Below are 24,859 nucleotides of genomic sequence, written 5' to 3' on the forward strand. Positions count from 1 at the left end.
GATGATGAGACTACTGGTGACCGGCGGGTCAGGATTCATTGGTTCAAACTTTGTCAGGTACATGCTCAAGGAGCATCCTGACCTGGACCTGGTGAACCTGGACAAACTGACCTATGCCGGCAACCCGGCCAGCCTGAAGGATCTGGAAGACGACCCCCAGTATACCTTCGTATACGGGGACATCTGCGACCCCCAGGTTGTTGAGAAGGCGATGAGTGAACACGAGTGCGACACGGTCGTCCACTTCGCCGCTGAGAGCCACGTGGACCGGTCGATCCACGACGCCTCAGCCTTTGTCAAAACCAACCTGCTTGGGACCGCGACGATGCTGGAGGCCGCGAGAAAAAACGGGATCACCCGGTTCATTCATATCTCGACCGATGAGGTCTACGGGTCGACGCTCGAAGGGGCGTTCGTCGAGACCGACCGGCTCGAACCGTCGTCGCCGTACTCCTCCTCAAAAGCCGGGTCCGACCTGCTGGCGAAGGCTTATGCGACCACATACGGGCTGAACGTCTCGATCACCCGCTGCTCCAACAACTACGGTCCGTACCAGTTCCCAGAGAAGTTGATCCCCCTCTTCGTCACCAACCTGCTCGAGGGCGGGAAGGTGCCGATCTACGGAACCGGGAAGAATGTCCGGGAATGGATCTATGTGCTGGACCACTGCAGAGCTATCGACTTCGTGCTCACCCACGGGGCAAAAGGAGAGATCTACAACATCGGGTCAGGAGTCGAGAAGACCAACCTTGCGATCACCGACCAGATCCTCGCTCTGCTCGGGAAGGACCAGTCCTCGATCGAGTATGTGCAGGATCGGCCAGGGCATGACTTCCGGTACGCGATCAACTGCACGAAACTGGAGACGATGGGTTGGAAGCCGGCCTACTCGTTCGAAGAGGCGCTGACAGCCACCATCAACTGGTACAGGGAGAACCCATGGTGGTGGAAACCCCTGAAGCACCCGGCAGTCTGAAAGGCTGTTCAGATGAAAAAGCGTCGCTCCGAACCCTGATCTTCGGGGGGACCGGCCGACTCGGCAGGGTGCTGCAATGCACCTATCCCAGTTCGGTCGCAGTCGGCCACACTGTCCCGATCACCGACAAGGAGGCGGTCAGGGCGCTGGTCGAACGGGTCAGGCCAACCCTGGTGCTGAATGCCGCGGCATGGACCGATGTGGACGGGTGCGAGATCGATCAGACACGTGCTCTTCTTGTGAACGGCGAAGGGCCGGGATACATCGCTACAGCCTGCAAGGAGGTCGGGGCCACCCTAGTCCACTTCTCCACCGATTATGTCTTCTCTGGTGACCGGATGGTCTACTACGAGGACGATCCCGTATCGCCGATCAACGTCTATGGCAGGGCCAAGGCGCTCGGGGAGGAGCGGGTGATGGCTGGCTGCCATGACTATCGGATCATCCGGACCTCCCGCCTCTTTGGGCCGTACGGCGAGAACTTCGTCACGTTGATGCTCCAGCGTTCTGCTGATAAGAAGACGGTTACGGTGATCAATGACGAGGTCAGCTCGCCGACCTACATCCCCGACCTCGCCAGCATGGTGCCGGCTGTGATCAGTGCTCAGCCCGGGATCTATCATGTGACTAACAGCGGGTCCTGCTCCTGGTACGAGTTCGCGGCTGCGGTGATCGGAAACGCGGTCCCGGTACATGCCGCGCAGTGCAGAAAACGGGCACCCCGCCCTCGATCCTCGGTGCTCTGCTCGCGAACCCTCCCCCCCCTCCGCTCCTGGCAGCAGGCACTCGGTAAGTATCTACAGGAACTGAACCGATGATACCTGCCGATCGGTAGACTGGACCCACGTGGGAAGAGAAGAGAGGATCCAGAGGACACCTTGAATGATGGTGATGGTTTTTCTCAGCAAATAACCAGCAGATTCTGACTCTTTCAGTTCCGAAATGGAAGAGTCACCACCCTATATAACCTATCAGGGAGAGATCAGATCAGATGAAAGGTGTAATACTGGCGGGAGGCACAGGCTCGCGCCTCCTTCCCCTGACGAAGGTCACCAACAAGCATCTGCTACCGGTCTATGATCGGCCGATGATCTTCTATCCACTCCAGAAACTGATCGAAGCCGGGATCGAGGAGATCATGATCGTCTCAGGGCGGGGACATGCCGGCCATTTTCTGGAGCTGCTCGGGTCCGGAGCGGCCTTTGGGGTCAGGCTGACCTACGAGATCCAGGACGGAGCCGGCGGGATCGCCCAGGCCCTTGGGCTGGCCCGAAAATGGGCGCAGGGTGAGAGCATCGCCGTCATCCTCGGTGACAACATCTTTGAGGATGACTTCCGCGAGAAGATCACCTCGTTCACCTCCGGCGGCAGGATCTTTCTCAAAGAGGTGCCCGACGCCAACCGATTCGGGGTCGCTCAGGTGAAAGGGGACCGGGTGATCGGGATCGAAGAGAAGCCGGAAGAGCCGAAGTCCAATCTGGCCGTGACCGGGCTGTACCTGTACGACTCCGAAGTCTTCGATATCATCAGCACTCTGAAACCCTCGGCCAGGGGTGAACTGGAGATCACCGATGTCAACAACGCCTACATTGCCAGAGGAACGATGGGGTTCTCAGTGTTATCGGGGTTCTGGTCTGATGCCGGGACCTTCGATTCGTTGATGCGAGCCAGTCTAATGGTGCAGGAGCACAGAAAAGCAGGAAAACAGTGATATTATATGACAGAACAGACACGGATCGGCGTGGTCGGGACCGGGTTCATCGGCAAAGGGATCGTGATGTCCCTCGAGAACCAGCCCGATCTTCGGATCAGCCATGTACTGACCAATTCGGATATCTCCCGACGGAATGACTATCCAGGAAAACACCTGTTGACCAACTCGGTGGAGGACCTGATCAGCGGGTCTGACCTGATCGTCGAGTGTAGCGGCGAAGCTGTCTCGGCCACCTATGTGGTCGACAAGGTGATCAAGGCCGGCCTCCCGGTTGTGACGATGGACGCGGAACTGCAGGTGACGACCGGGTCGTACTTTGCCAAGAAGGGGTTCATCACCGAGGCCGAGGGAGACCAGCCCGGCTGTCTGGCAGCGCTCGACGAGGAGGCCCGGCAGATGGGCTTCTCCCCGCAGGTCTACGGGAACATCAAGGGGTATCTGAACTACACTCCAACCATCGAGGATATGCGGTTCTGGTCCCAGAAGCAGGGGATCAGCCTCGATAAGACCACTGCCTTCACCGATGGAACGAAGGTTCAGATCGAACAGGCGCTGGTCGCCAACGGGCTCGGAGCCCAGATCCTGCAGGACGGGATGCTCGGCCCCGAAGCAGATGATATTCAGTCCGGCGGGCTGATCCTCGCCGAAGCCGCAAAGAAGATGGGGACGAAGGTGAGCGACTACATCCTCGCCCCAGGCGCTCCCGCCGGGGTCTTCATCGTCGCAGAGCACGAGGAGCGGCTCATTCCCTATCTCAGATATTATAAGATGGGCGAGGGGCCCTGGTACACCCTCGTTCGAAATTTCCATCTCTGCCACCTCGAAGTGATCAAGACGATCCGACGGGTGCTGGACGGGGGAGAGGTGCTGTTGAACAACAGTACTGCCCCAACGGTCAGTGTCGGTGCGATCGCAAAGCGGGATCTCGAACCAGGACAGATCCTCAAGCGGGGAATCGGATCCTTTGATGTACGGGGGACAGCGCTCACCATTGCGAACAACTCCCAGCATGTCCCGATCGCTCTTCTCACCGGGGCCGTGCTGACCGAGCAGGTCAAAGCGGGTGCACAGATAACCTTCGACGATGTCGAGGTACCGGCAAGCCTGGCCTGTGATATCTGGTTGAAGAATAATTAATAGAAAAAGTGATATGAGAGAGAGACTCTCCCTTTTTTCCCTTTTTAACTTCTGTTTCTTAAGAGTGCCATCAGCGAATGAAGGATCAGTCCAGAGGTGATCAATAGCAGTCCGGTCAGGGTCAGCAACGCTCCGATGGATATCGTGAAGAACGGGATCTGCGTGGTCTGGGTATACCGGTACGCCCCCCAGGTGGAGATGATCAGGCCGAACAGGGCGATCAGGATCCCCGGGGTGCCGAAGGCCGTCAGCGGCCTCTTCGCTCCGATGGTCCCGATGATATTGGTCAGGACCCCAAATCCATGGGTCAACGGGTTCTTCTTGTGCTTGTGCGGCACCTCATACTTCACTGAGATCGGTACCTCGGTGATCGTATATCCCCTGGACGAGAAGGACGAGAGCATGTCAGACTCGACATTATAGCCATCGGACTTCAGTTCCAGATCCTCAAGGGCACGCTTGGAGAGGGCCCGGAAGCCGGACTGCGAGTCGGTCGAGTGGTAATCTGAGGAGGCGTTCGTGAAGATGTTCAGCACGATCTGACCGAACCGCCGGTAGAGCGGAATGTCATAGTCGGTCTCGAGGAATCGAGACCCGATCACTAGGTCCGCCCGTCCCGAGAGGATCGGGGCGACCACTGCCGGGATCTCATCCGGGCAGTGCTGTCCGTCACCATCGATCAACACCAGCGCCCGATACCCACCGTCACGGGCATAGTTCATCGCGTCCCGGACACCGGCACCCTTCCCGAGGCACCCCAAATGGGAGATCACGGTCGCTCCTGCCAGAGTTGCGATCTCGGCCGTCAGATCTTTTGAACCATCGTCGATGACCAGCACCTCGTCGGCATACTGCCGAGCTTTCAGAACCAGCGACCCGATGGTGAGCCCTTCATTGAAACAGGGGATCGCAACCAGCACCTTCATCGGCTGCGCTCCATCGAAGAACTCCATGTACAGTACAACGGACTAATCGAAATACACCCCATCAACGCAGGCACGAAATTCGTGCGAGTCATTATAGATCTCGATCCTGAGCCATATGTACTTTCTCCCAGAGCGGCGAGGTGACGAAAAAAATAGGATGGATTAGTGGGTGGAGAAGTCCGGACGAGTCTTCAGCGCCTCGACCAGGAGATCGACCGCAGCCTCGAGATCGGCGATGTCGAGCACCTCTACCGGGGAGTGGATATACCGGGTCGGGATCGAGAAGGAGGTGCAGGGGATGCCAGCTCGGGTCAGGTAGATAGATGAAGCGTCGGTCACTCCGCCACTTCCAACCTCGAACTGGACCGGGATCTGGGCTTTCTCTGCGGCGTCCCGAAGCCATGAGATCATTCGTTTATGGGCGACTACACCCCGTCCGCCCGCCTCGACGATGGCGACGACCGGCCCCTTGCCCATCTTCACCGGGGCGTCCTTCTGCTCGATGCCGGGATGGTCTCCGGGGATCGTCACGTCGGTGGCGATTGCACAGTCAGGATCGATCCCAAAGGCGCTGGTCTTCGCCCCCTTACATCCGACTTCCTCCTGGACGGTGAATACGGCATAGACCGTGGACGGGGACTTCATCCGCTGCATGGCCTTAATGAGCATCACAACGCCGGCCCGGTTGTCAAAGGCCTTGCCACTGACACGGTTGTTCGATAATTCAGCAAACGAACGGTCGACGGTGACCGGGTCACCGATTTCAATTCCGAGAGCTGCGACCTCCTCAACCGATGCGGCACCGACATCGACGAACATCTCCTCGATCTTGACGCCCCGTTTCCGTTCTTCGTCCTTCATCATATGCGGAGGCTTGCCACCGACGACGCCGGCGATCATCCCGTTCTTTCCATGGATCAGGACCCGCTGGTTGTACAGGGTAGGGGCATACCAGCCGCCGATCGGGACGAACCGGATGAACCCCTTCTCATCGACATAGCTGACCATCAGCCCGATCTCGTCCATGTGGGCGGCCAGCATCACCTTGAAGTCATCGCCATGTTTGACGGCTATCAGGTTGCCCATCGTATCTTCGAGAATCTCGTCGACATAGGGGGTGATCTCCTTCTTAATCAATGCATAGATACTCTCTTCGTTGCCTGATGTGCCATGGGCATCTGATAGTTGCTGTAACAGTTTTTTTACCATGATTATTTCCTCATCACTTCTCTGATTCGCCCGAGGGCTGTCGCCAAGTCTTCACGAGAGGCGGCGTAACTGATACGGGCATAGTTGGGTTCATTGACCCCGAAGGCCTCACCGGGCACGATCGTGACCCCATGCTCGATGATCCTGTCGGCCAGGGCCGGGTCCATCGGGACGAAGAGATAGAAAGCCCCCTCCGGCCGCGGGAAGACGAAACCAAGATCGGTCAGCCCACCATAGACCAGGTCCAGACGGGCCTGGTACTCATCATGCATTATGCCAATACAGGTCTGGTCGCCAGTATAGGCCTCGACGGCAGCATACTGTGCGATTGAGGTGGCACAGGCCTGGGCATACTGGTGAAGTTTGATACACTGGGCGAGATGCTCCTCCGGCCCGGCCAGACACCCGACCCGCCAGCCAGTCATCGCATAGGTCTTGCTGGTCGCATTGATGGTGATCACGTCATCACCGAACCGGGCAGGGCTGGTATGCGAGACCCCATAGGTGAAGTGTTCGTAGACCTCGTCTGAGACGACGGTGACGCCGGCATCCATCGCGTACTCGACCAATGCTCTGATAGATGCTTCCGGTTCTACAGCCCCGGTCGGGTTGGCAGGAGAGTTAATGACAATCAGCCGGGCTCCGTCCATTGCTGCCTTGGCCTGCTCGACATCGATATGGAACCGGTCGTCGAGTTTGAGTCCTTCTGGTCTTCCTCCGGCGATGGTGGCCAGGGCCGCATACGAGACGAAGCCGGGGTCCTGTACCAGCACCCGGTCGCCAGGGCTAACCAGGGACTGTATCACCAGATGGAGGGCCTCACTGGCTCCGGCAGTGACGATGATCTGGTCAGGGGTGTACCTGATCTGGTTCTCACGCAGGAATTTCGCGGCCAGGGCTTCGCGGAGTTCTGAGATCCCAGCATTGGGTGTGTACCCGGTTTTATTCCCCCTTATGGCAGCGATAGCAGCCTCACCGATATTCGCCGGTGTCGGCAGGTCGGGCTGTCCGAGGCCAAGGTTGATCGAACCCGGGCCGGCTCCTTCAAACCATTTCCTGATCCCAGAGACCTCCACAGATGCGATTCCAGGGGCATATGCTCTTCTGATCATCATTTTTTCCCCCAAGGTGTCACTCCATGTTCGCGTGTCGCGACTTGAGCTGGGTCTCATCGACCTTCCGGAGTTCCATCAACCGCGAGATGATCGAGTCAGCAAAGATCATCGACGTGGTCTCAAAGATGGTGCCAAGCGGAGCGAACGATTTATGTTCGCCGGTCATCTGACGGATATCGAACTCAGAGGAGTCATCTGGAATTTCGTCACGCACCGACTCGAGGACGACAATGCAATCGGCGATCCTACCGATCCGTGAGTCGGGGTTGGAGGTGATAAGGCCGATATTTCCCCCAATCTCCCTAGCAGTCTCGGCGATATCAGCGACGGTCTTGGTCTTCCCGGATCCTGAGAGGACGACCATCGCATCCTGAGGGGTGAAGGACGGAGTAATTGTCTCCCCGACCACGAACGATGACAGACCGAGATGCATCAACCTCATCGCAAAGGCCTTGGCCACGAGGCCTGACCGGCCGGCACCCATCACATAGATCCGATCCGCTTTCAGAAGCATGTCGATGAACTGATCGATCTCTTCATCAGATATCGTATCTGCAATCGATGCCACCTGTGTGGCCATCAATTGCATCATTCCCTGTACCCTGTGCTGTTCCATACCTTCTCCCTGTATGCATCACCTTCTGTGGAGAAGAGGATTTCGGGGTGGGGGATCGATCAGACTTATGCCTGATTAGAGCCAGATCATGGGTATGGCATCTGTACTCTTACTTCTCTTCACTGAGATTTTGATGATCTTCTTTCTGGGCATCGGGTATCTGATCCGATTCAAGGGCAAGGTCACCCTGGTCGCCGGATATGATCCCAAACGGGTCAGAGACAGCACAGGGCTCTCCACCTGGATTGGAAACAGTCTGCTGTTGATAGGGGTCATTGGGGTTATCACCTTCCTTATCGAGGTGCTGGTGGATGCCCAGGCCCTAGCAGCGTTCTTCACCTTCGCACTCATCATCGTACCGGTTGTCAGTATAGTCACTGCCTGGGGAGCCAGGAGATTCTACAAGAAGGAAGTAGAATAATTTTTCAAATCTCTCTTTTTTTATAGATTATTTCATCAGAGTGATCAGTACGATTTCGCTGAACAGGTATCTTCGGTCTCTTACCTGATAACATGAGAGGAAAGCCGTCCCCACACATCCGAGGAAGGAGCATTTGGGACTCTGATATGAAGACCGATCAATAGCAGTGGATGGATTCTAAAGAATCGTTCAAGAGCAGCCCATCGATATCTGATGATAACAGATCTCTTGTTCACTATCGACAGTAGATCCTGATGGTGCAATAAGACACCGACAAAAAAAAGGGGTGATTAGTTTCTGCGTGCGACCAGGAAGGCAACTGCACCGAGACCAATCAGGGCAACCAGGGCACCGAATCCGGGTGACTGGGTTGGAGCTGTTGAGGTGGTGTTGTTAACCCTGGTGGTTGATGCTGCAGAGGTTGCTGCCGAGGTTGAGGAACCGGTTGCGTTGGACTTAACAGTTGAGATTGCAGCGGTTGTCGCTACAGCTGAAGTGTTGTTGCTAACTGCTCCGGTCTCAAGGAGGTTGAAGGTACTGGTCTGTGAAGTACTGGCCTCGATGGACTCTACCTTGACGGTGTACTGGTCTGCCTTGAACGCAGATGCGTCGACGGTGAAGTTCCAGGTGTTACCATTGTCGCCTGCGACGATGGTGGTTGAGCCTGAGACTCCGCTGAAGTCGCCGGCCTGGGTCTTGTCAGTTGGCTTGAATGATGATGACAGGACGTCGACCAGGACTGTGTCGCCTACTGCGAGGTTGGTGGTTCCGCTGATGTCGAACTTGTCTCCAACGTTCTTGTCAGGGATCGCGTTGATGTTGATGTTCGGCTCATCGATGACGAAGCTGAGCTTGGTGTACTTGTCGTCAATGTTTGCGCCGTTCAGCAGGTCAACGAGTGCATTGGCTGCGTCTGAACCCTGGAGTCTTCCTGCGCCTTCTGCGACGAAGAAGTTACCGCTGGTGTCGTAGACACGGGTGACTGAGCCGTTCTTGAATGGTGCGACATCGAAGACGCCGTTGCCCATTGGGTGCTGGATGACTGCGAAGTACTGTCCGGAAGCGAGGTTCTGGGTTGTACCGCGGTCGATGGTGATCTCATATGTGCCGTCGTCGTTCACTGTCTCGGTGTTGTACGCGAACAGGTTCTTTCCGACGATCCAGTATGCTACTGAGCTGGGCTTGCCTTCTGCAAGTCCATCGATGATTAACTTGTCGCCCTTGGCAACCGTTGCTGCTGATGCATTGGCGGTTACGAATGGCTTCTTGATGATGACGGATGCAGTTGCGTACTTGGCATCCTTAAGGTTGTCCTTGTCTGCCGGGACACCCACTGCATAGACAGTGTATGAACCTGCATCGATGTTCAGGTTGCTGGTCTCCCATTTGTATGACCAGGTGTCGTCAGTGTTGACGGTTTCCTGGGTGAATGAGCCTGCATTCCCGTTCACGACTGCTGAGATGTCAGTGAGACTGGCACCGTTGGTCGGGGTGTTTGGACCGGTGATGAACAGGTAGACGTTGGATGAGTCAGTGTTCTTACCGCTCAGGGTGACCGATTCACCGAGGAAGTAGCTCTGATTGCCGCTTGAGGTGATGGTTACCTCACCCTTGCTGACCTTGACCTTGACAGAGTCGGACTTGAACTCGCCGTTTGCGTCAGTCCACTGGACCTTGATCGTATAGGTCTGGTCCTTGGTGCTGGAGTTGGTCGAGAGACCGACAGTTCTCTTGCCGTTGTCGTCAGTGGTTACGTTTGCAAAGTATGCTGAAACGCCTGTGTCAGGGTTGGTACCTGGTGCGACATCGGATGCAACGGTCTGGCCTGCACTGTTGTAGACGTAGCTACCGGTGGTTGCTGATCCAACTGCAACACCATTCTGGCCGCTCTTGATTGCCGGTGGCATCTCGCCGTCGGTTCCCTTGAGGGAGCTGGTGCCTGAGACCCACATGTTGTATGCCTGGTTTGGTCTGCCGCTGATTGAGATCGCAAAGTCGTTGTTTCTGATGACACCTGCATTTGCATCAGCGTTGCTGGTGATTGCAAGGGTGTCCTGGCCGATGGTCAGGGTGTAGACCGACGAGATGGTCTTGCCTGTGTTATCTGCACCTGATGACGGATCCTTGTAGTTGTCTTTCATGCCGTTGGCATTGGACTCTACCCAGATCTTGTAGTCGCCGTCCTTGTAGTCCTTGTAGTTGGTATCCCACATTGCTCCGGACGTTCCGGTTCCCTTCACGAAGAAGGAGCTGGAGGAGACAGGGATGTTGACAAGTCCGTTGGACTGCTTGAGGTCATCGTACAGTGCGACGTAGACGTTGCCTGACGGGTCCTTTACCTTGATGGTGACGGGTGCCCCGGTAACTCCACGCTGGGTGAATGCATCGAGGTTGCTGTCGATCCTGAAGTTCAGGAGTGTGCCTTCAACAACCTGCTTGTTGGTGACATCCTTTCCAGTCTTGGCGTCGAAGATCTTCATCGCGACCGATGGATCCTTGACGGTGAACGCTGCAGTCTTGGTCTCCAGGTTGTACCATACACCGGTCTGGGTGCCTGGTGCAATGTACACGTTCGATGCATCGCTGATGACGAGTGTTGCATCTGGCGAGTTGGTCTGGATGTTGGATCCGGACTGGTACCATCCAAGGGTCTGGCCGTTCTGGATGCCTGCAAGGGTGTTCAGGTTCAGGCCTGCTTCACCGATGTAGACTGACCCGCCGGCTGGGACAACCTTGATGTTGCCGGTTGCATTCGTAACGTTAGTAGCGACGGTTGCTACAGTGGTCACATTGCTAACATTGCTGACGACCGTTGTTGTGGTGGTCGTTGTGTTGTTCGTTGCATTGGCTATTGCCGCCAGTACATCTGCCGAAATTGTTACAGTTGGCACTGCGGTGGTGGTGGTGTTGTTCACTGTCGTCGTGGCAGTGGTGGTCGGATCTACTGCCGCCACTGGGGCAACAAGAACCAACGCTAACAACACCAGTGAAACCAGTGCTATGCTCAATTTTTTTATCATCTTGCTTTCCTCCATGTAAAGTAATCAGCTTACTTCTGTTAGTGGAATGATCCACCCGCCTGTTCGACATATGTCGAATTCGGGTTCTGCTTGCTCTATACTCCGAACGACGGAATATGGTTGAATATTAGTAGAACACTTGATATATCCTTTGTGGTTGAGTTGAACATGCAACCACCTGCAGCATAAAGAGGGATACTGATATTTCGGTCTATTCTGCCGATTATCGGATCGCAACGGATGGAGCATCGATGGCTGGGAAGTACAGGTGGCCCGGGCCGACTGCCTGAAGAGGTGACGCGCACGAGTATATCAGAAATCACCGGATCTCTGCCGGCTTCGGCACTGTGATCCCGCAGCTGATCAACGATCGACCGGCGAGCACGGTGATCGTCGGAAGCTGCAGAGATCAGTCCCCCATCCATCTGCATGAAGGTACGAAACCACACCTCACCTCCAGCCACCCCGAGAGATGGTCCATTGGATCCATTGATTGGATCCATTGTATTGTTCTCATCTGGAGGTGCGTCTATATTATAGTGCAGTTTCCTGCACATCCGATCCGTCCCGGAATTTCACCCATGACGGCCAGGAGAGAGCCTCATGCACCATGAACGTTTCGGGCCGGCTGATGATCGGGAGGTGCTTGACCCCCCATTTTTCCGGAATGAATGGTCAACCTGCTTCTTAAAGATGAAGAAGTCGACGGTATGAGAAGAATCCCCTTTCGGAATATATATATCTCCGAGGTGCGTACTATCAATCAATACTGCAATGCACGAATGTTGCATTATTGAAGGTGAACATAATGAAGATGACACGAAATGAAGATGCAGTTTCGCCGGTCATCGGGGTCATCCTGATGGTCGCGGTGACAGTGATTCTCGCAGCAGTGATCGCGGCGTTCGTATTCGGGATGTCCGGGAATATTTCAAAGGCTCATGTCGTAGCAGCAACAGGCCAGGTTGACTCAACTGGAAATGTTGCTGTCACCTACCAGGGAGGACAGGATGCAGCTCAAGTTCAGAGTATGAACGTAACTTTTGATGCAGGAAATACCAATGTCGTCAAACCTCTTCCAATAACTGTAGGGTCATCAGTATCAGGTATTAAGGGCCATACTGTCGTTGCCGCTACATTCAAGGATGGCTCTACGTCAGTCATTCTGGATACCACTTACTGAATTTCTTAAATTATTCTTTTTTCAAAGATATGAGATGAATATCACTGATCTATTAAATCTACGATCTAGAGGGCAGAGATGTGCGTGTAAAGACAGAAATTCTCCTGATCGTATCAATTCTCAACATTATTCCATTCACAATCATTATCATCGGGGACTGGCTGGGTGCCAGCATCCAATCTCCATGGTTCACCTATATCATCTCTTACCAAGGCACAAGCCTGATTTCTGCCTACTCAAACCTGGGATATGTCACTTCAGGAATCCTCTCCCCCAAATCCACCATCTCGATCGTCCTCTGGGAAACCGGCACCGTCCTTCTCGCAGCTGCAACCTGTCTGCTGTTCTATGAACACACCAACGCATCTCCCCGCCATAAAGTTTCCGGCACCCTGACGATCCTCGCCGGCATCGCAATGCTCGCCTCGCTGGTGCAGCAGTACGGCCCCCTCCTCCATGGGCCGGCCGGCATCGCCATCCCGGTCGGGCTGCCGCTCGTTTTTGCCGTCGGGTGGTGGGTGTACAGGTACGAGGAACCTGTCGATCCATCACCTGCCGGTGAACAAGCAGCCGGTGAGGGAGAACAGGAACTGCAATAAGTTCTCACCAGCGGGATCCTCCGTCCTATCCAGAGGAAGAACCTACCGACAGTTCATCCACTACATACCGATCCATCCCATTATCCCCGAATCCCAAAAAAATATCGGACGGATTCCAATTCGAAGTATATATATTCTAACATGGCGTTGGTTCACTCAATCGGAAATGCACCTGACGGTGCATCCGACGGATACCATGATGAAGATGACACACAACGAAGATGCAGATTCACTGGTCATCGGGGTCATCCTGATGGTAGCAGTTACGGTGATCCTCGCAGCAGTGATCGCAGCATTCGTATTCGGGATGGCCGGAAGTATCGAGAAGCAGTATGTCGTCGATGTGGGGGGGCAGGTGGATACTGCCAGCAATACAGTTCTTCTCACCTATTATGGCGGACAGGATGCGAACAGAGTTACCGGACTAAACTATTCCGTCGATGGCGGTATACCCGGTTCAATCTCCCCAGTTGTAGGCACTTCCGTATCAGGCATTCCAAGGGGTCATATCGTTGTCACTGCATCCATTAAAGATGGACCAACCGTGGTGATTCTTAATAGCAATTATTAATTTCAATTTTTCCGTTCTTTAACAGACCGTACCCACCACACAGCCACGATGATCGAAAAACCTTCAAGAATATTGAAATATCCTGGGCATACATCAGAAATATCCTCCCAAAACTGAAATTACCCCATCCTCGTCACTATAATTCCATGATAGCGAATGCAACAACCGTCCATCACTGGTTCCCAGCACCCATTCAATCCCCGCCCACAGAGCAGCGGAGTCCCCCCTCCCAGGGGCCGGCCTACCTTCGGTCGGAGAAAAACAACTGACACTGAACGCAGACCATCCATCGGCGTGAGATCGCCTGTACTCACTCCATGATGAACTAAAAAAGAAACCGGATCAGGCCGGAAGCGGGATCGGGATCGTCGTCTGAACCGATACCGGGACCACCGGCTGTGGCACTGTCGTCCCTGCCTGAGTCGGCAGCGATGGAACCGTCGTCTGCTGCGTCGTCGGTACTGAAGGCACCGTCGTCTGGGGTGCAGTCGTCTGAGATACCGTCGTCTGGGGTGCAGTCGTCTGTTGCGTTTGCACAGTCGTCTGAACAGTCGACGACGTAGACTGGGTGACCAGTCCGCCCTGCGTCGGTGATGTCCGGGTCGTCCCTTGAGTCTTCGTCATCTCAGACGTCGCCGTCGTCACAGCCGCTGTCGTCGCGTTCGACCGAACGGTCTCGGCCTGGGTGGTGTTCGAGGTGAGTGGCCCGGAGCTCGTCTGCGTCGTGTTCACGGTCACCGGAGTATAGACCGATCCATCCCCATTGGATACCGGGTAAACAGGAACCACATAGGTCGATGTAGATGAGGTTGCCATCGTCGTCGGCTCTGTTGTCGTCACTGTGGTCGTAGCGGTGGTCGTCGCCGTCGTCCGGGTGGTCTGATTTGGCGTCTGGTTCGACGTCTGGTTCTGAACCACCGTCTGGCCAGGGACCGTTAAATTCCCGAAAGAAGCGATGGAAACCGCCGGCGCCAGTCGAACCAGTGACCAGCCGTTCCCTTCACCGAGAGTGTCCCCGGGCAGCTTATCAGCGGTCGAGTAGGCCAGTGGCAAACCCCGCCAGGTACTCTGTTTGGTCCCGTCCAGCCGCTTGAGAACCCCAAAGTCACGCAGGTTCAGTATCGTCGGTCCTGATGCCTGCTCGGTGTAGAACGGCGTCTTGCCAGTCTCGTTCTTCACACTCGGCGTCACCATGGTCGTCTCAGGAGTGGCGGCCGTGCTGTTTGCTGATCCGTTTCCATAGACATAAAGCGCCCTTCCAGCGCCATCGGTCAGGTACAGGCCGGGCTGATCCTTCTCCTCGACCATCAGCGTGAAGTCAGGACGGATCGCAAACCAGATATTCGAGGCCGTGTCCAGCTTCAAATCCCCTGCATTCTTGTCATTGAAGTAGTAATACAGCGGCCAGCCCTTGTAAGTAGTCTGCTTCTTTCCATCAGTCCGGGTCAGAATCCCAAAATCCGAGATATTGATCCCAGGCGAAGAGACCACATTCTCAGCATAGAAAGGCGGATAATACCGGCTGAACTCCCCAAGGTCAGTAACCTTCCCGGTTCCAGGCACATCCTTAGCGAGGAAATAGAGCGCCTTTCCATTGGAATCGGTCAAAATTGAACCAACCGACGGATGATCACTCAACTTCACCGACAGTGAAGAGGACTGGGTACACCCTGCACTGAGCAGCAGAGCTGCGAGCAGAGCTGCGATTACCAGCGGTGATCTCTTCATAGCAGAACCCCGGTCTTGGCACTCATAGATGAGAATATGTTGGAGTCTCCCCTTATATGATAACTATGGTCATGGCACCGTAGAACCTGGAAATAGGTATTATACGAAGAGATAATGAGAATTAACGTGAGAGACATGCACAGATCAGATCCGTTTAATCAGTTCTGCAACATTCTCGGCAAACCGTCGGATCCCCTGGATTCCCTCTTCATCCTTCCAGATATCGCCCGGGTTCCCCCCAAAGAGCATGTTCCAGGAGAGAGATCCAGGCACGATCATATCGTTGCTCAAAAAGAACATCACCATCTCTTGGAGACTGCTGGTCTGCCTACCACGCCGTGCCACCACGACCGGCCCCCCCAACCTTCCAGGTGAGGAAATTCCTTCGCCCTGGAGACCATCCCGATCCGCTGCAGAGCGGCCATCATATCGCCCCCGGGCCGTTCCAAAATAGACCGGAGCCCCAGCGATCAGCCCATCTGCCTCCCGGACCTTCTCGATCACATCACCGAGTCCGTCATCAAGTACACAGGTTCCCTGCTCCTGACATTTTCTACAGGCTATGCATGACCGAATCTGCATCAGACCAAGTGGGATCACCTCAGCTTCGACACCTGATGCTCTGATGATAGAGGCACATTCATCGAGTATCTGCCGGGTATTTCCATCCTGACGAGGGCTACCACAGAGCAGCACAACCTTCTTATCAGTCATCAGGGGCGAAGCTAGGCTACACCGGTTGTTAGGTTTGTCGCTAAAAGAGGATATTCCAAACCTTTAGAACCCGGCCAGACGGAGGAACGTACCCAACGTCAACCCGGCCATCGTTGTAGACGCAGCAAAAAGACCGATACAGATATTCCCAAGCATTGGACCTACCTTCATCTCCACATAGGGACGATCCAGATATCGCCGCCTGTCCTTTCGGAACAGGGGAACATCAGATGATACGATTGGCCTGTTCTTCTTAATTTTCATCACTGATCACCACGGATCTAAAGTAATAATTACCTAATATTCAACATCATATAAATACTCATCTGCCCGTTCGATACCAAAAAGGGAGGTTCTGCCGTTTACGGCTCCCCATTGTCATCCTCCGGCAGGATCACCCAGGCCAGCAGGTAGAGGAGGATGCCAGGAACCACCCCGGTCAGTGAGATCAGGATCCAGACCAACCGCACCAGGTTCGAATCAATCTCGAAGTACTCACCTATCCCGCCACAGACCCCTGCAAAGACCCGGTCTCTCCGCGATCGAAGCAATTGCTTCATAATCACCACTAGGGATAAGACATATTTATAATCATCTCAAAGCCGGCCAAAGAGCATGACCACATCATCGAAATCCAATCTCCCGTTACCATTCAGATCTTCATAGAGACCAAACACTGATAGACCAGCAGAGAGCGGAACCTCCACCGTCCCATGAGCATAGGTATCAAAAACTCCGGTCGATGGAATCGGGACCGTGCCGAGCTCGGGATCGTTATCAAGCAGAGTGACAGAATGGCCAGCCCCCGGACTGAATACTTACAGGTCAACCCGAAAAACCCTGAAGCAGTAACATTCAGCGTGCAACGAGTCCACTCCCCGTCCCGGATAAACTGAGGTATAGCCCCACTGCTGGTCGACTCGATGTCAACCCCATCGGTCCGGTAGGTGCCCCCCAGGTTGGTTGGGGAGGTGTCATGATACCCAACCCCCTCACCGCCAGTAATATAGTCCTCAGCCTGGACGATCCCGGGTACCTGATGAAGCGTAGGTATCTCTGTCGGAGAGACCGTGGTTGTCGGCACCTGCCCGGCCTGCCACCCGGCAATGCGTGTCCAGAAGTCCAGGTTGCATATGCCTTTCTATTTGCGTTCAACGGTCCGGTTTGCGCTGCACCGCACTGACACCAGTCCACCCCTTCATCATGTTGGTCCTGCCAGCCCGGGCCCAGTTATGCTGCCAGTTATCATAGTTACAGCCGTTATCTGCGCCACGGCTCAGGTACTCGTTCCCGTCAGGGTCGTAACTCTCGATGTCTGCGAAGTCAAAGAGCACCTTGTCGTGTGCCCTACAGTACGCCCGGATCTGATTGTTCCACTGGTTCAGATTCCCGGAGAGACCGGTCCCATCGAGGTGGCCGGTCATAGAGACAAACACAACCTGATGATAGTCGACCTCGAAGGAGTCCATCAGTGAGAGATACATATCGACATTCGCCGAGGAGGCAGAGAAGAACTCTCCGCACCAGGACCAGAAGACAACGTTGGTCTTTGGATGGCTATTTAAATAATTCCAGGTCATTGTAGACTTGGAGGAGAAATCCGGGTTACCGAGGTCATTCCAGACCCCCTTCCACATCCAGATCCAGCGCTCCACCAGAGTCCCACCTTTGTTCCAGGCAAAGTTGAGCCAGGGTACGGGACATGGGGAAAGGAGACCAGACTTATCATCCCAGTAGTCATCTGGGAACCATGCGAGGTGTGTCCATAACGATATGCAGATTCTGTTTCGCCTGATCTTTCGCCATACCTGGGAGAGCAGAAAAATCTGTTGTCGTGTGATCGATGATCAACAGCGCCGTCCTGGCCTCCTCCGTCTGCTGCTGGCGGGGACGATCAGAAGGAGCAGAAGCAGGACGATAAGAACATTCTGTTTGGACATAGAAGATGCCATGACTGAACATTGTGATAAATCCTCGGAATTTACTGATTTTGGATAGACAATCCAATCAAAAGAAGATATACCCAGAGGAATCTGAGAAAATGTCGGGGGAAAAAGAGAGATGGTTTTCAAGAGGCCGCATCAGAAGAATGCTGGGCTCAGTTCCGGCCATGAGGGTGCTTAGCTGGGTGCGCCTTCTTGGTGGCAGGTGACCTGACTGAACTCTCGACCTTTTCAGGGGATACACTCTTCTCAGCGGGCGTACTCTTGGTTGGTACCGTCTCACGGCCCTTGTTTTTGGACATTACGTAGTTCCTCGGTGTCGACACCAGTCGACAGAAGAGGAATACCCTGTGAGGGTGTATATACCTATGGGTAAAGACACACCAATATAAAATTCAACCAGACCATCAGAGAGATAAGAACGCTCCACAGGGTTTTCCAGGCTGGAACTCGAAGAACCCAAAAATGGAGACGGAACCCTCATCCAAGATACGGAAGATAGAAGAGGGAACCCTACCAACGCATCACCATGAAGTTCTCGGTCAGCATTCCAGATGATATCATTGCGCTCATAGATACCAGAGCATCGACGGAAGGTGTGACCCGGACGGAATGGATCAGACAGGTCGTCACCCTTGCCTGCACCCCGGTAGAAGCAGGCCGAGCACCCGAGAACCCCCAAGATAGCACCTTACAGAACCCGCAAAGAACCCCAGAGAACCCCGACAATTCCCAGCAGATCCGTGATCTGGAGGCAGATGTGAGACGGCTGGAAGAGCTGGCTGAGGAGAAGGATCGGCGGATCGCAGACCTCAAGGGGATCAGTGATCGGCTCCTCGACCAGGGGGAGCGATACCAAGTCCTCCTGCAACAGCAGACCAGAATTTCAGCCGGCTCCCCACTCTCTGAACCATCAGCAACGGTGAGACCACCCTGGTGGAGATTCTGGAAATGAGCAAAAGGACACCTGGGATCGCCGCTGATCGACAGTCTGATGTAGAACCTCCCCGCCAGTCGGGTATCATCTTTCAGGTCGATGGAATTCTGGTACCGGGAAGACGACCTGAAATAAAAACAGAGATCTACATATCGTAAAACTGAACCAATAAGAATTGTTCAAATTCAACAATGAAAAAAGTCAGACAACCCATATTTCAAAGGTCTCGATCCTGCTACAGTGAATGAGCCCCATGCTCCAGAGATCAGATAAAAACAAAGAACCAAAAATCACTTGGAAAAAAAAGCCGGAGATGATCCTTACCCGGATCTTCAGACCACTCCTTCAGAAACGGGCTTGAGCCCATAGAGACTCTGACGGGCATCGGGGATGTAGAACCGCACAGAGAGGATCCCCACGTCACGCAGTCTCCCAATCGCGTACCTGACTGTCCGGGAAGGAAGCGTGGTCCTTTCGATCAGATCCTTCTGGGTCAGTGCACCTTCAGATTCGAGCACCCGGTATACGAGTTTTGCCGATGGAGGCAGATGAACTAAGCTGTCTACTGGGCTGACGCCCTGGATCTCAACTTCGGAGACAAAAACGATCACTCATGACGTATCACATATAATCATTGGAGTTCACAATTGTTAACTATTTCGATCAGAAGAACATGGTTTAAGATCAGGGGTGAAGGAAGTACCTGAAAAATCAGAAATATCAATCCTGAAAACAGCGAGATAGCCTCATTAACCTGCACGATCATAGTCATCCTCTGATCACTATGGTAGAATGTATCATTGTCAGTACCCCATTTGTGCCCGGACATAAGATCACGAAGAACATTGGATTCACCTGGGGCCTGATCGTCCGGAGCCGGGGCCTCGGCGGGAACATCGTCGCTGGTCTCCGAACGATCACCGGAGGGGAGATCCACGAGTACACCCAACTTCTCAACGAATCGCGATCCCAGGCCCTCGATCGAATGAAGGATCATGCGACCGAGATGGGAGCAAACGCCGTCATCAGCGTCGGATTCGACTCTTCAGAGATCGGTCAGTCGATGACCGAAGTGCTGGCCTACGGCACCGCCGTTGTCATCGAACCCGAGACTGCCCCGTCCAACCCGGTCAGGTTGACCTGATGGGAATAACCGAAACAGTCCGGTTCAGCATAGCCCGAGCATGAACGATCCGATCATCGCTGTTGCGATGAAGAACTGATAACCCTTTTTTTTATGATGGAAGGCACAGGACGATCCTGAAATAGAACGTCGACCATGGTACTGCATACAGAGGTATGGAAGATGCAGGAGCAGATCGAAAGAATAATTGTGTATGTACAGACGGTCTTTGAGGAGTCCGGGTCGCACGGGTTCGACCATACCCTCCGGGTCACCCGGCTCTGCGAAGGCCTGGGCGAGGACGAAGGGGCTGATATGAGGGTCGTCCTCCCGGCCGCCCTGCTGCATGATATCGGACGCCCCCTCGAAGAGAAGCAGGGGATCGCCCATGAGAAGGCTGGTGCAGTGATCGCAGAGGAGTTCCTCAGATCGATCGGATATGACAAGACCCTGATCCCGAAGATCACGCACGCTATCCGAACGCACCGGTATCGCTCAGAGAACAGACCCGGGACCCTGGAAGCGATGGTCCTCTCCGATGCAGATAAACTGGATGCTATGGGGGCGATCGGGATCGCCCGGACGTTCATGCAGGCAGGGGAACGGAACAGGACGATGACAGACGCCACCGATCATATCCATGAAAAACTGCTGAAATTAAAGGGAATGATGTACACCAGGGGTGCCCGAGGGATGGCTGAGAAGCGACATACAGTGTTGAACAAGTATCTTCAGGCCTTCGAGGCTGAACTCTCCCATTGAACGCCGACTGGTTCACCGAGAGAGCCAGACTGATAGGTCGGTCTGATCCAGACCCGGGCCGGTCCCTTTTCTGACCATCAGACCCTCATCCCGGGCGTACCGTGTCACTGCAGCGCTGACTGTCTGCCAGGAGATGATCGGGAACGGATCAGAGAATCCCCGACCGATCCGGTACCGAATCGGCCGCTCTACAGTGAAGGCCGGGTGCTCGCCAAAGACCAGCGCATGGTTTGGAGCAGGTGAAGATCTCGAAGGCAGGAGACCCCTGGGTGAGCGATGCTGGCCTGGCGAACTGGGTGATCGGCCGTGTCCAGGTCCCCTGCCGGTCGAGCTTGAAGAAGCCCTTCCCCCCCTTCTTCCCGACCACCACCGGGCACGCCCGAAAGACGGGGTCACCGAGGAGGGGAAGATGTGTTTCGTCATCGATATCCAGACAGCAGATCGTGTAATGATCGGCAGTCGGATAGTTCATGTCGATCGAGATGGAGAGGATCTCGGGCCCCCATCCCCTGACCCCCGGGATCTGCCAGAATTGTTCGATCGCATTGAGCCGTTCCTGCGTCGGAAGATGGAACGAATCCCGAACCTCCCGACCGAACCGCTCGCGGCCGAACCTTGAGAGGAGAACAGAAGCGGACGGGGGATTGTCCTGGTAGACGCCGTAGCGTGAGATCACCGAGACCGGACTCTTGGAGCGGGGCCGACACGGGATTGCAGTGATCCCGTTTATCGAAAGCCAGTCGAGGATCGGGCCGGCGATGAAGCAATGATGGTCCATGATCCCTACTCCTCAGGAGATCCCACCTCAGATGGCCAGATTGCGATCAGCAGGATGGCGACCGCGCTACCGATGACTGACTCACAGAACCGAAGGCCCGCGTTGATGATCGGGTTCAGATCGGGATTCAGAAACGAGATCACCATGATCACCCCGACCGTCAGGGCGGCGAGGCGAGGGTGACCCGGAATATGAAGTTCCTGGCAGATCAGAACGGTCAGGCCGATCATGATCGCCATCCCAAACGGGTTGAACGGCAGGAAGGAGAGGTAGAGCCCACTCATCACCGCCCCTACCAGTGAACCGAGGACCCGGAGCCATGCGTTGTCGATGGTGTCCTGCCGGGTCTCCTGCATTACCACGATTCCCGAGACCATCGACCAGAGCGCCCCGGTGGTCGTCATAATCGGGGTACCGGAGATCGATCCCGTGAGATAATACGCCCCTAAGTAGGCCAGCAGGGATACGAGCAGATACTGGACTGTGATGGTGATATACTGGACCTGCCCTCTCATGGTTTACCATACCTCTTCTCGGGCTTTCGGAAAAAATATCGGATCGTGTATCATCGGTCGGGCATGATCTCCTAACCGAGATGACAAAAAACGGAACTACTATCTACCCCCTGGGCCATCATCTTCCATGCATCAGCACCTACGTGACACCATCGGGCTCGGAATGGCCTTCTGGCTGATCGGGTACCTCCTCTCGCTCGTCCTCTACTTCATCCTGCCACCCGGGGTCATGGGCTGGATCCTCTTTGTCGTACTGACACCGGTGATGATCGGAGTCACCTGGCGGTGGTTCAGAGATCGGAACCTCCCGGTTACCTATTACCTGAGGGTCGCACTCACCTGGACCGCGATCGCGGTGGTGGGTGACTATCTCTTCATTGTGCACCTCTTCTCATCTCAGGGTTACTATCAGGCCGATGTGCTCGTCTATTATCTGGTGACATTCCTGATCCCGATGGGCGTAGGAATTGGACTGAACCGGAAAGGCGATGAAGCCCGGACCACCAGATGATCACCCGCGGTTCATCGATCTGTTGGAGAAAGTCAGATGGATCAGAACCATCGACGATTGGGTTCCTTGAGAACCCTCAAAATGAGAAAATATTTTAGTTGAGTCTGGGTTAGAACCCAGAACCCCATAAAGAACCCATTTGAGAACCCTCCTCAGGGGGACTGGAGATCATCCAATGCGGGATTTTTCCGGAAAACTGGAGAGACCCATCACCCAACACCTACAGTCGAAACCCCGGGACCGTCTCAAAGAGGTTCTGATAGAGTCTGGAGAAGAGGGCGATATATTCGGGTGCCCGTTCGGTTGCAGCATAGGTGGTCTTCTCCCCTGCCAGTACTTTCAACAGGTATCCCCTGGTGACCAGAAACTCGAGATACTCCTGCCCGGTCTTTGAGTTGAGGTCACAGCGGTTGATGATCCCGGTGAATGACCTCGGTGTTTTGCAGAAGACAAGGATCTCCCAGTAGATCTCGTAGGGCGTCCTTCTTCCACTCATGGGCTGTACTCCTCCATCATTCTCTGGAGTTCTTCTTCAGACCGGGCGATCTCCATCATCCTTCGATCCCAGACCGAGGAGTACTTCCAGAAGAGATACGAGTTGAGGAGGCTGACCAGACTCATCCCCAGAGTGATCAGTGCTGAAGGGAGCAGCAGGGAATTGAAGAGATCGATGGTGAATGCCCCGGCGGTCAGCCCGAGGGATACAAACTCGATACTGTTCAGGATGCCGAGCACGAAGAAACAGACGCCACCAAGGGTGCATACCAGGATCATCTGTTCGATGACCGGTTTATTCTCCCGGTACTGGGTGATCATCCTGACGATCAGCCCGGTGATCTCCTCCTCAGTGCCCTGGTCGGCCAGGGCGCTCAAGGCCTCCCGGATCTCCTGCACTCCACAAAAGATTCTGGCGCTCGAGGAGATCCATTTCAATCCCAGCAGGAATGCCAGGGCAGCCAGGACGAGGATCACCATTGAGACTCTGGGGGATCCTGGTATCGAAGTGACCTGCTGGACGATGGTGGAAACCCCAAAAGCTATCGCCAGAGCACCAAAAACCAGGTTCAACAGGGAGAGGAGGAAGAACGCTCGAAGTTCGTTCTCGAACCGTTCACGCACATGCTTGTTCATCGCCGTATTCACTGGACTAATGGTAGGTCTGATGGTTATAAAAACGGCCATGAATCTGAAGTACATAGCAGCGTTCGCCGGCATCGAACGATCAAAAAAGGGCTGGGGGGGAAAGGAATAGCAGATTACAGCCCCTCGATGAACCGGAACAGACCCTGAGGAACCGTGATCTCAAACCGCGTACCCCTGCCGGGTTCACCGGTCTCCCGGATACTCATCCCGGAACTTTCGAGGATGTCATGCACAAAGGTGATACAGAAATCCTGTGCCCTGACGATCTCACGGGTGAAGAGATCCCGTTTTCTGCTACCGGATAGACCAGCACTGTTGTCCTCATAGGTGAGGCAGAGACCATCGGGCACCTCAGTACAGGTGATCCGGACCTCAGGATTTGTGCTCTGGTTCTTCAGAGTATATTCGATCAGGAGGGAGAACATCCGGTCAAGGGTCGGATCACAGAAGAGTTCCAGGTGATCCAGATCGAGGTCAATCCGGAGGAGAGTTACGCCAATTCTGGACCAGGCCTGATGGACTGCATCTTCAACACTCATCCACCGCCGGGGGAGCGAACCGATCTTCTGGTAATCCATCGTGTACTGGAGCAGGTCATGGATCTGGCCAAGTAGTCGCTCCTCTGCCTCGATGAATGCCATGCCCTTCTCGTCCTGGGTCAGGTCCCGTGAAAGGTCGACATATCCCCGGATACCACTGATCTTGTTTTGGATCTCATGCCAGGCGACAATGTTCATGAGATCGAGTTTCTTGCGAATGAGGGTGAACTGACGCTCCATTCGTCTCCGTTCTGTGACATCGGAGATCACATAGGCAAATCGCGGATTCCCGCTCACCGATATACACAGATATCTGACCGTTGCAGAGAAGAAGTGCTCATCGTCATCAAACCACTGGGTGTATTCAAAGGAGACCGGCTGGTCCAGGCGTCGACTCTCCTCACAGTGCTGAATCCAGGTTCGATTATTTCGGACGAGATCATCGATTTCCGGTATGATCCGGGGTAGGGAGTTCCCCTTCTTCTGTTTCAGAAACCCGGAGGTGCAGGGATTATCAGATATATCAATGATATCAGTGTCCACGACTTCAGCAATTCCCCGAAAGAGACCCGGGGTATCAGTGATATTCTGAATGCAGGAACTGCAGTCCATCAGTGAATAATCTGCGCGCTTGCGATCGGTGACCATCATCATTATGAATCACACACAATCCACATTA

At 54.5% G+C, this 24,859-nt stretch carries 29 protein-coding genes; 12 read left to right on the forward strand and 17 right to left on the reverse strand.

Annotated features, from left to right (window positions below; all coding sequences use genetic code 11):
* Window position 1: 1 nt before the first annotated feature.
* The 4 genes from rfbB to MPAL_RS12020 all read left to right on the forward strand — a co-directional run bounded on the left by rfbB (window position 2) and on the right by MPAL_RS12020 (window position 3,827).
* Window positions 2-976 carry a dTDP-glucose 4,6-dehydratase gene (rfbB, locus tag MPAL_RS12005; protein ID WP_236610386.1) on the forward strand — a complete coding sequence of 325 codons (975 nt, stop codon included), beginning with the start codon at window positions 2-4 and terminating at the stop codon, window positions 974-976.
* Window positions 940-1,794 (forward strand): dTDP-4-dehydrorhamnose reductase, encoded by an 855-nt coding sequence (gene rfbD, locus MPAL_RS12010; RefSeq protein WP_012619004.1) that lies wholly within the window; start codon window positions 940-942, stop codon window positions 1,792-1,794. Before rfbB ends, rfbD begins: the two co-directional genes overlap by 37 nt.
* Before the next feature lie 173 nt (window positions 1,795-1,967).
* On the forward strand, window positions 1,968-2,687 hold the full coding sequence (locus MPAL_RS12015) for a sugar phosphate nucleotidyltransferase (protein WP_012619005.1): 720 nt from the start codon (window positions 1,968-1,970) through the stop codon (window positions 2,685-2,687).
* 6 nt (window positions 2,688-2,693) lie between these two features.
* Window positions 2,694-3,827, forward strand: a complete 1,134-nt coding sequence (locus MPAL_RS12020) for an NAD(P)-dependent oxidoreductase (RefSeq protein ID WP_012619006.1) — start codon at window positions 2,694-2,696, stop codon at window positions 3,825-3,827.
* Window positions 3,828-3,871: 44 nt separating this feature from the next.
* Here MPAL_RS12020 and MPAL_RS12025 read toward each other — a convergent pair whose 3' ends face one another.
* From MPAL_RS12025 to hxlB, 4 genes are all read right to left on the reverse strand, one after another.
* The gene (locus tag MPAL_RS12025; RefSeq protein ID WP_052292272.1) at window positions 3,872-4,780 is read right to left on the reverse strand and encodes a glycosyltransferase family 2 protein; all 909 of its coding nucleotides are present in this window, start codon (window positions 4,778-4,780) and stop codon (window positions 3,872-3,874) included.
* Between the two features lie 135 nt (window positions 4,781-4,915).
* Window positions 4,916-5,962, reverse strand: a complete 1,047-nt coding sequence (locus MPAL_RS12030) for a M42 family metallopeptidase (protein WP_012619008.1) — start codon at window positions 5,960-5,962, stop codon at window positions 4,916-4,918.
* 2 nt (window positions 5,963-5,964) lie between these two features.
* Entirely contained in the window at window positions 5,965-7,077 is a 1,113-nt protein-coding gene (locus tag MPAL_RS12035) for a pyridoxal phosphate-dependent aminotransferase (protein WP_012619009.1), read from the reverse strand.
* A gap of 16 nt (window positions 7,078-7,093) precedes the next feature.
* Window positions 7,094-7,693, reverse strand: a complete 600-nt coding sequence (gene hxlB, locus MPAL_RS12040; RefSeq protein ID WP_012619010.1) for a 6-phospho-3-hexuloisomerase — start codon at window positions 7,691-7,693, stop codon at window positions 7,094-7,096.
* A gap of 133 nt (window positions 7,694-7,826) precedes the next feature.
* On the opposite strand from hxlB, the gene MPAL_RS12045 reads away from it, so the two are divergent.
* The gene (locus MPAL_RS12045; protein WP_158303678.1) at window positions 7,827-8,114 is read left to right on the forward strand and encodes a DUF3784 domain-containing protein; all 288 of its coding nucleotides are present in this window, start codon (window positions 7,827-7,829) and stop codon (window positions 8,112-8,114) included.
* A 290-nt stretch (window positions 8,115-8,404) separates the two neighbouring features.
* Here the strand turns inward: MPAL_RS12045 and MPAL_RS12050 are convergent, their stop codons facing one another.
* Window positions 8,405-11,134: an MEMAR_RS02690 family S-layer glycoprotein gene (locus tag MPAL_RS12050; RefSeq protein ID WP_012619012.1), complete on the reverse strand. Its 2,730-nt coding sequence runs from the start codon at window positions 11,132-11,134 to the stop codon at window positions 8,405-8,407.
* Window positions 11,135-11,942: 808 nt separating this feature from the next.
* On the opposite strand from MPAL_RS12050, the gene MPAL_RS12055 reads away from it, so the two are divergent.
* From MPAL_RS12055 to MPAL_RS14780, 3 genes are all read left to right on the forward strand, one after another.
* On the forward strand, window positions 11,943-12,317 hold the full coding sequence (locus tag MPAL_RS12055) for a type IV pilin (RefSeq protein WP_012619014.1): 375 nt from the start codon (window positions 11,943-11,945) through the stop codon (window positions 12,315-12,317).
* An 80-nt stretch (window positions 12,318-12,397) separates the two neighbouring features.
* Window positions 12,398-12,916, forward strand: a complete 519-nt coding sequence (locus tag MPAL_RS12060) for a hypothetical protein (RefSeq protein ID WP_012619015.1) — start codon at window positions 12,398-12,400, stop codon at window positions 12,914-12,916.
* 205 nt (window positions 12,917-13,121) lie between these two features.
* Window positions 13,122-13,487: a type IV pilin gene (locus MPAL_RS14780; protein WP_236610387.1), complete on the forward strand. Its 366-nt coding sequence runs from the start codon at window positions 13,122-13,124 to the stop codon at window positions 13,485-13,487.
* A gap of 342 nt (window positions 13,488-13,829) precedes the next feature.
* Here MPAL_RS14780 and MPAL_RS12070 read toward each other — a convergent pair whose 3' ends face one another.
* From MPAL_RS12070 to MPAL_RS12095, 6 genes are all read right to left on the reverse strand, one after another.
* Window positions 13,830-15,215: a hypothetical protein gene (locus MPAL_RS12070; RefSeq protein WP_012619017.1), complete on the reverse strand. Its 1,386-nt coding sequence runs from the start codon at window positions 15,213-15,215 to the stop codon at window positions 13,830-13,832.
* 144 nt (window positions 15,216-15,359) lie between these two features.
* Window positions 15,360-15,929, reverse strand: a complete 570-nt coding sequence (locus MPAL_RS12075) for a flavodoxin family protein (RefSeq protein WP_012619018.1) — start codon at window positions 15,927-15,929, stop codon at window positions 15,360-15,362.
* Between the two features lie 63 nt (window positions 15,930-15,992).
* A complete protein-coding gene (locus MPAL_RS12080) occupies window positions 15,993-16,193 on the reverse strand; it encodes a hypothetical protein (RefSeq protein WP_048145379.1) in 201 nt (66 codons plus the stop codon).
* Between the two features lie 98 nt (window positions 16,194-16,291).
* On the reverse strand, window positions 16,292-16,489 hold the full coding sequence (locus MPAL_RS12085; RefSeq protein WP_012619019.1) for a PspC domain-containing protein: 198 nt from the start codon (window positions 16,487-16,489) through the stop codon (window positions 16,292-16,294).
* 92 nt (window positions 16,490-16,581) lie between these two features.
* Window positions 16,582-17,013 (reverse strand): carbohydrate-binding protein, encoded by a 432-nt coding sequence (locus MPAL_RS12090; protein WP_048145380.1) that lies wholly within the window; start codon window positions 17,011-17,013, stop codon window positions 16,582-16,584.
* Between the two features lie 67 nt (window positions 17,014-17,080).
* Complete coding sequence (locus tag MPAL_RS12095) at window positions 17,081-17,584, reverse strand: hypothetical protein (RefSeq protein ID WP_148208237.1); 504 nt, start codon at window positions 17,582-17,584, stop codon at window positions 17,081-17,083.
* Between the two features lie 817 nt (window positions 17,585-18,401).
* On the opposite strand from MPAL_RS12095, the gene MPAL_RS12100 reads away from it, so the two are divergent.
* A complete protein-coding gene (locus tag MPAL_RS12100; RefSeq protein ID WP_012619022.1) occupies window positions 18,402-18,827 on the forward strand; it encodes a hypothetical protein in 426 nt (141 codons plus the stop codon).
* Between the two features lie 314 nt (window positions 18,828-19,141).
* Here the strand turns inward: MPAL_RS12100 and MPAL_RS12105 are convergent, their stop codons facing one another.
* Window positions 19,142-19,327, reverse strand: a complete 186-nt coding sequence (locus tag MPAL_RS12105) for a hypothetical protein (protein ID WP_236610388.1) — start codon at window positions 19,325-19,327, stop codon at window positions 19,142-19,144.
* A 266-nt stretch (window positions 19,328-19,593) separates the two neighbouring features.
* Here MPAL_RS12105 and MPAL_RS12110 point away from each other — a divergent pair, with 266 nt between their 5' ends.
* Both MPAL_RS12110 and MPAL_RS12115 read left to right on the forward strand, forming a co-directional pair.
* The gene (locus tag MPAL_RS12110) at window positions 19,594-19,953 is read left to right on the forward strand and encodes a heavy metal-binding domain-containing protein (protein ID WP_012619024.1); all 360 of its coding nucleotides are present in this window, start codon (window positions 19,594-19,596) and stop codon (window positions 19,951-19,953) included.
* 162 nt (window positions 19,954-20,115) lie between these two features.
* A complete protein-coding gene (locus MPAL_RS12115) occupies window positions 20,116-20,694 on the forward strand; it encodes an HD domain-containing protein (protein ID WP_012619025.1) in 579 nt (192 codons plus the stop codon).
* A gap of 148 nt (window positions 20,695-20,842) precedes the next feature.
* Here MPAL_RS12115 and MPAL_RS12120 read toward each other — a convergent pair whose 3' ends face one another.
* Both MPAL_RS12120 and MPAL_RS12125 read right to left on the reverse strand, forming a co-directional pair.
* Window positions 20,843-21,472, reverse strand: coding sequence for a hypothetical protein (locus MPAL_RS12120; protein WP_012619026.1), 630 nt, complete (start codon window positions 21,470-21,472; stop codon window positions 20,843-20,845).
* A 5-nt stretch (window positions 21,473-21,477) separates the two neighbouring features.
* The gene (locus MPAL_RS12125; protein WP_012619027.1) at window positions 21,478-21,987 is read right to left on the reverse strand and encodes an FUSC family protein; all 510 of its coding nucleotides are present in this window, start codon (window positions 21,985-21,987) and stop codon (window positions 21,478-21,480) included.
* A 127-nt stretch (window positions 21,988-22,114) separates the two neighbouring features.
* Between MPAL_RS12125 and MPAL_RS12130 the strand changes: the two genes are divergently transcribed.
* Window positions 22,115-22,498, forward strand: coding sequence for a hypothetical protein (locus MPAL_RS12130; protein WP_012619028.1), 384 nt, complete (start codon window positions 22,115-22,117; stop codon window positions 22,496-22,498).
* Window positions 22,499-22,718: 220 nt separating this feature from the next.
* Here the strand turns inward: MPAL_RS12130 and MPAL_RS12135 are convergent, their stop codons facing one another.
* The 3 genes from MPAL_RS12135 to MPAL_RS12145 form a co-directional block, all read right to left on the reverse strand.
* Entirely contained in the window at window positions 22,719-22,994 is a 276-nt protein-coding gene (locus MPAL_RS12135; RefSeq protein ID WP_012619029.1) for a winged helix-turn-helix domain-containing protein, read from the reverse strand.
* Window positions 22,991-23,629 carry a hypothetical protein gene (locus MPAL_RS12140; protein WP_048145382.1) on the reverse strand — a complete coding sequence of 213 codons (639 nt, stop codon included), beginning with the start codon at window positions 23,627-23,629 and terminating at the stop codon, window positions 22,991-22,993. The genes MPAL_RS12135 and MPAL_RS12140 overlap by 4 nt, the downstream gene beginning before the upstream one ends.
* 125 nt (window positions 23,630-23,754) lie before the next feature.
* Window positions 23,755-24,834: a sensor histidine kinase gene (locus MPAL_RS12145; RefSeq protein WP_012619031.1), complete on the reverse strand. Its 1,080-nt coding sequence runs from the start codon at window positions 24,832-24,834 to the stop codon at window positions 23,755-23,757.
* Window positions 24,835-24,859 lie beyond the last annotated feature (25 nt).

Source organism: Methanosphaerula palustris E1-9c, assembly GCF_000021965.1.
GTDB lineage: Archaea > Halobacteriota > Methanomicrobia > Methanomicrobiales > Methanospirillaceae > Methanosphaerula > Methanosphaerula palustris.

Bases quoted from the DNA above. Each gene is read 5' to 3' on its own strand.
- rfbB (WP_236610386.1), top strand. From the start codon at position 2: ATGATGAGACTACTGGTGACCGGCGGGTCAGGATTCATTGGTTCAAAC.
- rfbD (WP_012619004.1), top strand. From the start codon at position 940: ATGGTGGTGGAAACCCCTGAAGCACCCGGCAGTCTGAAAGGCTGTTCA.
- MPAL_RS12015 (WP_012619005.1), top strand. From the start codon at position 1,968: ATGAAAGGTGTAATACTGGCGGGAGGCACAGGCTCGCGCCTCCTTCCC.
- MPAL_RS12020 (WP_012619006.1), top strand. From the start codon at position 2,694: ATGACAGAACAGACACGGATCGGCGTGGTCGGGACCGGGTTCATCGGC.
- MPAL_RS12025 (WP_052292272.1), bottom strand. From the start codon at position 4,780: ATGGAGTTCTTCGATGGAGCGCAGCCGATGAAGGTGCTGGTTGCGATC.
- MPAL_RS12030 (WP_012619008.1), bottom strand. From the start codon at position 5,962: ATGGTAAAAAAACTGTTACAGCAACTATCAGATGCCCATGGCACATCA.
- MPAL_RS12035 (WP_012619009.1), bottom strand. From the start codon at position 7,077: ATGATGATCAGAAGAGCATATGCCCCTGGAATCGCATCTGTGGAGGTC.
- hxlB (WP_012619010.1), bottom strand. From the start codon at position 7,693: ATGGAACAGCACAGGGTACAGGGAATGATGCAATTGATGGCCACACAG.
- MPAL_RS12045 (WP_158303678.1), top strand. From the start codon at position 7,827: ATGATCTTCTTTCTGGGCATCGGGTATCTGATCCGATTCAAGGGCAAG.
- MPAL_RS12050 (WP_012619012.1), bottom strand. From the start codon at position 11,134: ATGATAAAAAAATTGAGCATAGCACTGGTTTCACTGGTGTTGTTAGCG.
- MPAL_RS12055 (WP_012619014.1), top strand. From the start codon at position 11,943: ATGAAGATGACACGAAATGAAGATGCAGTTTCGCCGGTCATCGGGGTC.
- MPAL_RS14780 (WP_236610387.1), top strand. From the start codon at position 13,122: ATGACACACAACGAAGATGCAGATTCACTGGTCATCGGGGTCATCCTG.
- MPAL_RS12070 (WP_012619017.1), bottom strand. From the start codon at position 15,215: ATGAAGAGATCACCGCTGGTAATCGCAGCTCTGCTCGCAGCTCTGCTG.
- MPAL_RS12075 (WP_012619018.1), bottom strand. From the start codon at position 15,929: ATGACTGATAAGAAGGTTGTGCTGCTCTGTGGTAGCCCTCGTCAGGAT.
- MPAL_RS12080 (WP_048145379.1), bottom strand. From the start codon at position 16,193: ATGAAAATTAAGAAGAACAGGCCAATCGTATCATCTGATGTTCCCCTG.
- MPAL_RS12085 (WP_012619019.1), bottom strand. From the start codon at position 16,489: ATGAAGCAATTGCTTCGATCGCGGAGAGACCGGGTCTTTGCAGGGGTC.
- MPAL_RS12100 (WP_012619022.1), top strand. From the start codon at position 18,402: ATGAAGTTCTCGGTCAGCATTCCAGATGATATCATTGCGCTCATAGAT.
- MPAL_RS12110 (WP_012619024.1), top strand. From the start codon at position 19,594: ATGGTAGAATGTATCATTGTCAGTACCCCATTTGTGCCCGGACATAAG.
- MPAL_RS12115 (WP_012619025.1), top strand. From the start codon at position 20,116: ATGCAGGAGCAGATCGAAAGAATAATTGTGTATGTACAGACGGTCTTT.
- MPAL_RS12120 (WP_012619026.1), bottom strand. From the start codon at position 21,472: ATGGACCATCATTGCTTCATCGCCGGCCCGATCCTCGACTGGCTTTCG.
- MPAL_RS12125 (WP_012619027.1), bottom strand. From the start codon at position 21,987: ATGAGAGGGCAGGTCCAGTATATCACCATCACAGTCCAGTATCTGCTC.
- MPAL_RS12130 (WP_012619028.1), top strand. From the start codon at position 22,115: ATGCATCAGCACCTACGTGACACCATCGGGCTCGGAATGGCCTTCTGG.
- MPAL_RS12135 (WP_012619029.1), bottom strand. From the start codon at position 22,994: ATGAGTGGAAGAAGGACGCCCTACGAGATCTACTGGGAGATCCTTGTC.
- MPAL_RS12140 (WP_048145382.1), bottom strand. From the start codon at position 23,629: ATGAACAAGCATGTGCGTGAACGGTTCGAGAACGAACTTCGAGCGTTC.
- MPAL_RS12145 (WP_012619031.1), bottom strand. From the start codon at position 24,834: ATGATGATGGTCACCGATCGCAAGCGCGCAGATTATTCACTGATGGAC.